Origin of the sequence: Atopobium sp. BS2 (assembly GCF_000565075.1) — a bacterium.
In the GTDB taxonomy this organism is placed as follows: Bacteria; Actinomycetota; Coriobacteriia; order Coriobacteriales; family Atopobiaceae; genus Lancefieldella.
This window is the reverse complement of record NZ_JDFG01000044.1, coordinates 1-9545: the sequence shown is the minus strand read 5'-3', so window position 1 is coordinate 9545 and position 9545 is coordinate 1. Positions and strand designations below refer to the sequence as shown.

At 49.0% G+C, this 9545-nt stretch carries 8 protein-coding genes; 5 read left to right on the top strand and 3 right to left on the bottom strand.

The features are described 5' to 3' along the window. Positions 1 to 450: 450 nt before the first annotated feature. The 4 genes from HMPREF1492_RS06035 to HMPREF1492_RS06020 are packed head-to-tail and all read left to right on the top strand — an operon-like array spanning position 451 to position 5385. On the top strand, positions 451 to 2907 hold the full coding sequence (locus HMPREF1492_RS06035; protein ID WP_232215628.1) for a cation:proton antiporter: 2457 nt from the start codon (positions 451 to 453) through the stop codon (positions 2905 to 2907). Position 2908: 1 nt separating this feature from the next. Beyond that, entirely contained in the window at positions 2909 to 3739 is an 831-nt protein-coding gene (locus HMPREF1492_RS06030; protein WP_035436994.1) for an alpha/beta hydrolase-fold protein, read from the top strand. Positions 3740 to 3778: 39 nt separating this feature from the next. Continuing rightward, a complete protein-coding gene (locus tag HMPREF1492_RS07300; protein WP_051479432.1) occupies positions 3779 to 5140 on the top strand; it encodes an MBL fold metallo-hydrolase in 1362 nt (453 codons plus the stop codon). Beyond that, entirely contained in the window at positions 5140 to 5385 is a 246-nt protein-coding gene (locus HMPREF1492_RS06020; protein ID WP_035436992.1) for a DUF3006 domain-containing protein, read from the top strand. The genes HMPREF1492_RS07300 and HMPREF1492_RS06020 overlap by 1 nt, the downstream gene beginning before the upstream one ends. A gap of 283 nt (positions 5386 to 5668) precedes the next feature. Here HMPREF1492_RS06020 and HMPREF1492_RS06015 read toward each other — a convergent pair whose 3' ends face one another. The 3 genes from HMPREF1492_RS06015 to HMPREF1492_RS06005 all read right to left on the bottom strand — a co-directional run bounded on the left by HMPREF1492_RS06015 (position 5669) and on the right by HMPREF1492_RS06005 (position 8508). After that, positions 5669 to 6151, bottom strand: coding sequence for a flavodoxin (locus HMPREF1492_RS06015; RefSeq protein ID WP_035436989.1), 483 nt, complete (start codon positions 6149 to 6151; stop codon positions 5669 to 5671). 96 nt (positions 6152 to 6247) lie between these two features. Next, positions 6248 to 7540, bottom strand: coding sequence for a hypothetical protein (locus HMPREF1492_RS06010; RefSeq protein ID WP_198014350.1), 1293 nt, complete (start codon positions 7538 to 7540; stop codon positions 6248 to 6250). Positions 7541 to 7782: 242 nt separating this feature from the next. After that, on the bottom strand, positions 7783 to 8508 hold the full coding sequence (locus HMPREF1492_RS06005; RefSeq protein ID WP_035436987.1) for a helix-turn-helix domain-containing protein: 726 nt from the start codon (positions 8506 to 8508) through the stop codon (positions 7783 to 7785). Positions 8509 to 8755: 247 nt separating this feature from the next. Between HMPREF1492_RS06005 and HMPREF1492_RS07295 the strand changes: the two genes are divergently transcribed. Next, positions 8756 to 9145: a hypothetical protein gene (locus HMPREF1492_RS07295; RefSeq protein WP_051479431.1), complete on the top strand. Its 390-nt coding sequence runs from the start codon at positions 8756 to 8758 to the stop codon at positions 9143 to 9145. Positions 9146 to 9545 lie beyond the last annotated feature (400 nt).

Genomic DNA, 9545 nt, shown 5'->3' with positions numbered 1-9545 from the left:
CCTTGGGAAGTCTACCATCACCAAACGTTGCACTTGCTTTGACAATTCAAGCCTAAAAGCATCAAAGATTCGGTGGATTTGCCTGATTTCATCAAAGAATCTGTGTCCAAAATACAGAATCTTTGCACTTTTCAGGCTCGCTTTTCAGGCTCGCTTTTCAGGCAAAGTTTAAAGCGCGTCCGAGTTCGCCCTTTCATGGAGCCTGATTTTCTCGCCATGTCTGAATAATTTGCCGGAAAAGTGCACCATATCTGAGCTGTTTACCGGTTTTTCTCGTCATGTCTGAGTAAATGTACTCAGACTTCATGCACTTTTCAGGCTCGCAATTCCAAGCCTCACTGATAGAGCTCACGCATCACCGCAGAAACCATGTGTTATCTGCGCCAAGTCAAGCTAGAGCCGCAAAACCGTATATACTCGAATGAAGCGTTATCTGGCGAGAAGTCCCGTGTGCTCGGAACCCTCGTGGACCTGCCGCTCGCCACGGACCCGCCGCTCGCCACGGACCCGCCGCTCGTCACGGACCCGCCGCTCGACGCCCGCCGCGGGCTCGCCGTCGTTGCCACCTACGACCAGGAAGGAAGCCTGATGGAAGCATTTCAGTTTGTGCTCATAGTTTTGACCTGCGTCGCGGCTTCCTCGGTTATCGACAAGTTTGTCAACGTCTCCATCCCCGTTATCCAGGTTGTTATCGGCCTGCTTGTTGCGCTCGTGCTGCCCAGCGTCCAGGAGGTTCACCTGGAATCCGAGCTTTTTATGCTGGTTTTTATTGCCCCACTCCTGTTCAACGAGACGAGAGAAACCAACATTCGTGCGCTTCTCCTCAACCTGAACAGCATTTTATCGCTGGCGATTGCGCTGGTAATTGTCAGCGTGCTTTCGGTCGGCTACGCCCTCCACCTCATGGTCCCCTCAATTCCTCTAGCTGCGGCGTTTGCGCTGGCCTCGGCCCTGGGGCCAACCGATGCAGCCACCGTCACCGCGCTTAAGTCCAACATCCACCTGACCCATCGCCAGCAAACGCTTCTCTCGGGAGAGTCCTTGATTAACGACGCATCCGGCGTCGTTGCATTCCAGTTCTCCGTAGCTGCGGCCGTAACGGGTACGTTCTCGCTGGTAGACGCAGCGGGATCTTTCACAGTGCTTTTTGTAGGCGGCGTGGCAATGGGAATTGTCACTGGCTTTGCCTTCTCTGCCATCAACGCAATGCTTGGCAGGTTGGGTTACGAGGACACCGTCGCAAACGTTCTCTATGAAGTACTGACGCCGTTTCTTGTCTATCTTCTTGCCGAAACCTTCCACGTTTCTGGCGTACTTGCTGTTGTAGCAGCTGGCTTGGTGATTGCACTCCCTCGAAGGCAGAGCAATAAAGCGCTGTTTGCAAGGCAAAAATTGGTCTCAGATTCCACGTGGAAAGTCATCAGCTTCCTCATCAACGGCACCATCTTTGTCTTCCTAGGAATGCAGCTCCCCCTCGCCGTGCTTCCTGGCACCAACGGCGGCCTCAATATCCTGCAAATTCTAGGAATTGTTGTCGTGATTACCCTGTTCATGCACGGTGTTCGCTTTGCGTGGCTCTACGCGCTGGAAACTCATAAGCTCCACAAGGGCGGTCATCTCTGCACCGGAAAAGACGCCGTCGACGGCGAGAATGACCTCGCAGGTAGCAGCTCCGACGCAGGTAGCAGCTCCAACGGCGAGAAACCCGACCAGCCGCTCGCTGAACTGGTCTCGGAGCAAACCTCGAAGCAGATCGCTGAGCAACCCAAACCCACGTGCGCCATAAAACCCATCTCAATCACGTCGGCCGAGGTCATCAAGAACGTGCTGGTTACAACTATTGCAGGCGCAAAAGGTGCGGTAACGTTGTCGATTATCCTCACCTTGCCTCTCACAACCCAGTCTGGAGCAGCGTTTCCGCAGAGGGATCTGCTGATTACCATCGCCGCCGGCGTTATTCTCGCCACGTTGCTTTTAGCGGACAATCTGTTACCCATGCTATCAAAGTCCCCTGAAGCAGACTCTGACCTGCCCGAACGTCTCTACAAGGGAGAGATTGCTGTTCTTGAGGCAACTCTTGGCGAGCTCAGGAACATGTTGCAGTCAGAAAACGCCAAAGCAAAGTATCTACCTGCGCTTCGTTTGGCTATCACGCGCTATACCAACCGCTTGTTTGCCTCTCGCATCACTGTCCCTGGCTCGGGCGAACTTGTCAAAAAGCTGGTCCTTCACGAGACAGAAGTTCAGCAGAAATGCCTCGAGGAGCTACGCGAGCGCCATATTAAAACGCACAACCCCATTCCGTGGGATCAAATTGTCGATGATATTACTTCAATCCGCAGGTCAGTAGGCTATTACGGACCCATCGCAAACATTGCTGCAACAACAAACCACCGCTCGCGGATTGCCGTTGCCCTTCACGAGCTTAAGCTGGCAGCGCAACGCATCATCGACGGCGAAATCAGGCACCTTGAGGACGCAGACCAGTCCTACTACCAGGCGTGTTTATACGCACTTGAAATGGAATACGCGGAGCTTGATGACCTGGAGCGCATTGCCAACGGTGACGATGAGGAGCTGGCGGTCATCGCATCTAATCTGATGATTGACCACGAGTCAGCAATTGAGTCCATCTGGGGCCGCATCAATATCAATGATGAGCATGACTCCAGCACCACCCAAGTCTCCTACCTGCTGCCTTACAACCTGAGCTCACACAAGATGTCGCCTCACTTTAGGCAGCAGATTGCGGACGCTCGAAAGTACGCCGATGACGTGGCAGAAAACGCCCTGCGCATTGAGTTGGACCAGATTTCGCGGCTGCAGTTTGAAGGTGTCATCGACCGCGAGGTTTCCTCTCACCTGCGCGAAAACGTCTACTACCTGCAAATGACGTTGAGTGAGTAGCATGAGCGCTACACCAGATACGCATCCCACCGACGCCGCAGCCTCCCGTCCCGTTGCGGCTGCAACGCCGCACTCCACCAACCCCGTGGTGAGAAAAACAATCATCTCCGGGCTTTCCATCCACATGCAGATGTCCTCTGTAGCAGGAGCACCTATTGCCTACCTCTTGGGTGACGTGGCCGACAACTCCCCCATTCAGGTACCTGAGGGCGTCAGCCTAGTGAACGTTGGCGCTGACCTGTGGGAAGAGAACTTCTCGCCCTGGTGTGCCCCGCGCGTTTTTGCCAAGGGACCCAACTTTGGCGACGGCGCCCAAAAAACGCTCGATACCCTCATCAACCAGGTCATCCCCTGGGCGGAATCGGAACTCACCGAGTCACCAGCGTATAGGGTGCTTGTGGGATACTCACTTGCAGGTCTGTTTAGCCTGTGGACTGGCGTGTCACAGCAGGTCGCGTGCGGCTGCCAGCCCGGCACCGCCACGACGCCGCAGCTCAGCGGTCCCGGCGCGCCGTACGTCGACGCCTCCGTCGCTACCTTCCAGCGCATCGGAGCTGTCTCGGGATCGTTTTGGTTCCCAGGGCTTTTGGATTACGTAGATCAGCAGCTCAGAGGAGGGGTGGTCGGCCTCACACACGCCTATCTTTCTCTGGGTGACCGAGAAGCACGAACCCCCAATCCACAAATAATGCACGTGCGAGAAAACGCAGAACTTCTCGCCAGCAGGCTAGAGAGTGCGGGAATAACCTCAATGTTTGAGCTGAACCGTGGAAATCACTTCCAAAACGTTGAAGGAAGAATACAGAAAGCCCTGGACTGGCTGGTCAAATAGGGTAAGATTCTTCAGAACGCACGTGTCCAGAGAGGTTTTATGCCCAACCAAAAGCAATTTAACAGCAAAACTGAATCACCCGGTACATCCTCTGGCAAGCAATCTGACTACTTATTTGCGCTCATTCTTTCCCTGGTATTTGGCATTTTTGGTATTCCGCAGTTTTATCTTAAAGGCTGGAAATCGGGACTTACCAGGCTTGCTATAAACGCAGCGCTGATTGTTGGCGCATTTGCCCTGGCGCAAACACTTGCCTCGCCGTCGATGCTTTCTTACCTTCTACCAGCAATTTTTTCACTTCCGGTTATCGAGAGCGCTCTGAACCTCATCTACGAGGATGCCAGTGCTCCCAAAAAGCTCATAAAAGGCAAGCTCAAACCACATAAACGATACGCGGGAAAGCAGAAAGCTGGAATCGCACTAGCCACGCTGACGGTAGCGCTCTACTTTAGCGCAGCGCTCACGCAACCGCTTCCGACCACCCTATCTACCGCGGGGTCCTCGGGCCAACAAACCGCAGTTCAAGCGCCTGGCGGGTCCTCACAATCAGGCTCCAGCGCTCCGTCAGCCACCGCACAGGCAAGCACAAACGTCACTATCAAGTTCATCGACGTGGGCCAAGGAGAGGCTATTCTCATCGCACTCCCCGAGAAAACCATGCTCATCGACGCAGGCCCCACGGGGTCTGCTCCAAAAATTGCCCAGGTGCTCCAAGAACTTGGTCGAAACAAAATTGATTACCTGGTGGCCACCCATCCCGACGAAGATCACATCGGCGGTATGGCGGACGTCATTTCCAGCACCCAAATCGGGGCCATTTACGCACCAAATAAAACAAACAATACGGCAACGTACAGGAAATTTCTGACCGCAATCCAGAACAATAACCTGCAGATAACTCTTGCCGAAGCAGGAACCATCATCGATCAAACCGATGCTTACAAGTTAGAAATCCTTTGGCCTACCAAGGACGCAAATTTCCCCGACACCAACGATTACTCGATAATCATCAAGCTGACCGTGGGCACCAAAACGTTCCTCTTCACGGGAGACGCACCCACAAGCGCCATCCTGGACTCCAATCCAGGCCACATTGATGTGCTTAAGCTCTCGCATCACGGCTCCCGAACAGGCACAAATGAGCAGCTGGTTCGCAGGCTCTCGCCTACCTACGCCATCCTTTCGTACGCCTTAGACAACTCCTACGGTCACCCCATGCAGTCGGTCCTGAACTCCCTCCATAAACATTCCGTTGAGGTTTGGGGAACGGGTGCCAACGGAACCATTACCATTACCTGCGATGGTACAACCATTGATATATCTTGCGAGAAAAACGGTATCGTTGTAGCGCCTACCTCACAAGAAAAATCTAGCACGTCGTCGACATCGAGGTCCAAGTAATGAAAGCAATCATTGATCGATTTGAAGACAACAATCTTGCCGTGCTTGAACTAGATGACCAGCCAGGCAATATGCTGACCGTTTCTGTCGATGAGCTACCAAACAACGCTTGCCAGGGCGATGTTCTTTACTACCAAGACGGCTCGTGGATACGAGCCGAGGAAGAAACCGCTCAGCGACACACCGATATCAACGACCTGTTCAACTCCCTGCTCGCACATGACGAAGACACGGCAACTGAGTAACCCCAGATAAAGACTAAAATATGCGATTTTAGAATATTTATAAAACTGCACGTCAACATATAAATATGCGATTTTAGAATATTTTGTTACATAGCCTTCTACCTGCATAAATAAAAAAGACGTCTTGTCTAGAAAGACGTCTGTGTAGAGCACTTTTATCCAAGACAAAATGTGATATATTAAAGATTGCCGATGGCGCGCAGCCTCGCTCTGCATAGAGGGAGGGCACGCCATCCGCTTTATAGGGCCACGATAGCCGCAGCCATTCTCTTCTCATCTTCAGCTAGAAGTACTCGCATCGTCCAACCCCATTGACTCCAGCCATTTTTTGCACTTCACTAAAAGTGTACGTGCCTTTTACCGCCAATCCTGGCATCACACGAGAAGCACCACATTCCTTCTTGTACTCCTCAATCATGTTGCCAAATCCTCCGCCGCCGTGCGTGCAGAACGGAATGACTGTCTTTCCACTCAAATCCGTTGCTCGTAAGAACGAAAGCACCGGAGGAGCAAATGTCTTTAGCCAGTTGGGCGATCCTATAAAAACGGTTTCAAAGTCAGCAACGTTTATATCGAATTGCATGAGCGCAGGACAAACGCCCTTTTCTATTTGAGCTCTAACCTCTTTTACCGCCGTGTTATACGAGAAAGAATAGGGCTCTTGAGGCTTAAGCTCCAGCAACTCGGCATCTGTAATCAGAGCAATATCCTCCGCAAGCCTTCTTGTGATGCCGGAATACGAATAGTACACAATCAAAGACTTCATGTAAGAATCTCCACCATCAGTCGAGAAGAACGTACCATTGAGACATTACGTCAAATTATTTGCCACAAGCATACAATGTGATGTCAACAAAATTAGTTATGACCAGCGCTTTCCATCTGGATCTAAATGAGAAAGCCAATCTATATCTTCCTGAATACGTTGTTTTGATTCATCACTCTGATCCCAGTAGCCGCGTCCAACTGAAGTTGGCGCCATGTGGGTAAACATCCAGATGTTACCAGGATTTCGAAGTGCAGTTACAATTTCTGGATCACTTACTTTCTCTAATTCGAAATGTTCAAGCTTTCTAACATCCATAACAACGCGTATATATTTATCTGTATAACGAGGAATGCCTATTGCAGCGACACGTTCGTCCCAATTTGGTGGGTGAAGAAAAACTTTTGTACCCGGAGAAAAATGACGTGTTCCATGAACTATGCGTTTATCCTTACCAATCTTATTTTCATCTCTAACTTCCGCAGTAAGACACCATACCCATTCTGGAATTTGAGGTGCCTTTTTAATACATCTAGCAAGTGTTGTATAGAATTTTTCAGTTTCTTCACCAATCGGGACCTGAGACATCTGTCCGTCAAAAAACCTATTACATTTCCAAATACCCTCTTTTAACAAGATGAAATCGCAAGCATAAAACAAGTTCCAGGTAACATCCTGAAATGCTCCAATAAGCTTTTTAGGTGGTTTGGGTAAATTGGGACAAATTGTTAAGGCATCAGGTTCTAATGGACTTTTAAAAAATGCCTTACCTTCAAAATAAAAAACTCTCCAAATCACAGGAATCTCATTACATGTAGCTTTTGTTACATATTCCTCAAAGAAAGCCCCGCCAGTAAAGTAAGTACCTTTTGCTTCCTCAAATTTTTTTGCAAGTTCTTTGCCCTCATCTCCAGAAAAATATCCTATTGCTAGGCTTTCATTCAAATCACTAAGAGGACCATCGGCATCTCTTACAACATAGACAGTAGGAGGATAGGAGCCATGACCACTTGAACCAAAACATGCGCCGACATTAATATTCTCAATTTCGTAATCACCTACAAAAGAATATCCTCCTAATCCCCATTCCTCAGGACCGATTACACGCCAAGAATCAGTCAAAAGCCTATACCCCAAAGACAAAAAATCACGCTCTAGGCGTTTGTAATTTTCTTTAGAGGTTGGATGACAGCGAAGAAACGTTGGCATGTCATGTTTTGGAGCTTTATTACAAATAAGTTCTTCGCCATTAAGATATGCCTCGTAATTAAAGAGATGAACATCAAACTGTGTCAACTCTTTAGCCGCTAACCACTCGTTATACCAAACAGAATCAACAACATTAGGGTTCTCTGCAGAAGATTCGAACAACAGAGCAATTTGCTCCATTACATTCTCCTTTTAAAAAATGGCATCTCCATGCAATATGAAGATGCCAAAAAAGATAATTGGCTCTCTTGAGCCCGTACTATCCAGTACACAATTTGGTGGCACTATTTTACATCAAATGAGAAATACCATGGAATAGCGAACCTTAAGTAAATCCGCGCCAACAAAAAAACGAGACCGATTCCCGACAAGCAACTGCCCGGGCGTATCTCGTTTTAGTCAGTCTAAGTAATCGTTAGCGCTTAGTCAAACCAGATCTTTACAACGTCGCCGTCTGCGGACGTAATATCCACAAGTGTGCCACTCTCGCCTGTTTTTGCAGCTTCCATAAGTGCATCAAGATTGATATTAGAGAGCTGCTCCTGAGTCTCCTGATTAAGATAGCTTCCGCTGACCTGGATTCCCGAATTCAAGACAAACTTTGCCAGGCCCAGAGGTACGCACATATCTACAACGTCACCGTCATCGGAGACTATATACACGTGCAAGCCGTGTTTTGCAGAGCCGTTTCCCAGGCGGACACCCTTCTTCTTACTACCGTCAGCTTCGTCGTTCTTCTCGACTTTGACCATGCTCTTACCAAAAAGCTTGCCAAAGCTGAAACCCGAAGACTGAGTAGCAATACCCTGGTTGTCCTGCTCGGTAGACTCTTCTACGATCTCTGCAGGCTCGTCAGCTGCAACAGAAACAACCTTAGTAGCACGTTCCCTAGCAGCAGCACTCTCCTGGACAGCAAAGCTCTCCTGAGCGGAAGCGCTTGCGCCACTCAAAAGCTCGTCAACGGACACGCCAAGGAAGCGCGCAAGGTCTGGCAACAGCGAGATGTCTGGGTAGTTAATGTCGTTCTCCCACTTGCTCACCGCCTGCGGACTCACGTTCAGCTCCTTTGCCAGACGCTCCTGCGTTGCAGTTCTAGCCAAACGAAGACGTGCAATACGACGACCAAGGGTCTCAGATGAAGTAGTCATGGTTGCTCCTTTTTCTCAACTCATTATTACTGAAATAGCTTGCGGGCCGCTGATTTCACTATGAGTCGTAACAATACGTTCAACAAGAACGCATCAGTTGAGTTGGATATCGCAACGGTTTCTAACTACTCAACAGTAGGTTGAGTTCGCAGGTAAACTATGCTTTTTGACCGAAATTTACTTGCCCTAAAAGTTCCCTCCTACTACCATTAAAAAAGAAACTATTGATGTTTAGAAAGGTCTGTCTATGGCTGGCGAGAAGAACTGGGTGTTCTGGACCAGTGGTGCGCATATTGTTTCTGGATTTGAGCAATGTGCTACAGACGGTTTTGTTGGTGTTGACGCAGATGGGGTCGTGTATCTCTTTGATAACAGTCAAAATGTCTTTGCTTCTGCCCATGCTTCAGATATTGAGGGAACTGTCGGTAGCTGGAGAGGAACCTGGCTTACCATCGACGACAAGAGATACGCTCTAGAATTTGTACCTCTCGCAGATAAAATTGCTCCTCACCTGCTTATAGGAGCCATAAGCAATGTGTTTATGCAAGAACTTCATCACGGAGATCAGGAGAAGGTCCCACGAGAACTCCTCGAAGACTTCAAGATTGCATTTGAGAACGCCAAATACAGACGCTAGCTCAAGCTAATTTTTTGAATTATTCATATCTTTGCGGAGGTAGGATCCACCGATATCGACGCCGGCGAATGAACTGCCTCCCATTTCTTGGACACGAGAAATAGGAGGCAGTTCAAAACACACCTAAGTCGGATAATCTGTCAAAAAGACGTATACATGACGCAGAAATTACCACAAACATGCAGATTATCTGACTTAGAAGTGTAATATGCCCTCAATTGAGCAGATTATCTGACTTAGGTGTGTTCCGTAGATACAGAATTTATCGACAGTTAAATTTCTTATATAAGTCTATTCATTTTCAAGCATATTAGATGAAGTTTATGCATAGAAATGTATATCAAGCGGTGCAACCACCTAGCTGCCTGGCTATCTTGATTAGGAACATGTCGATTCTTCA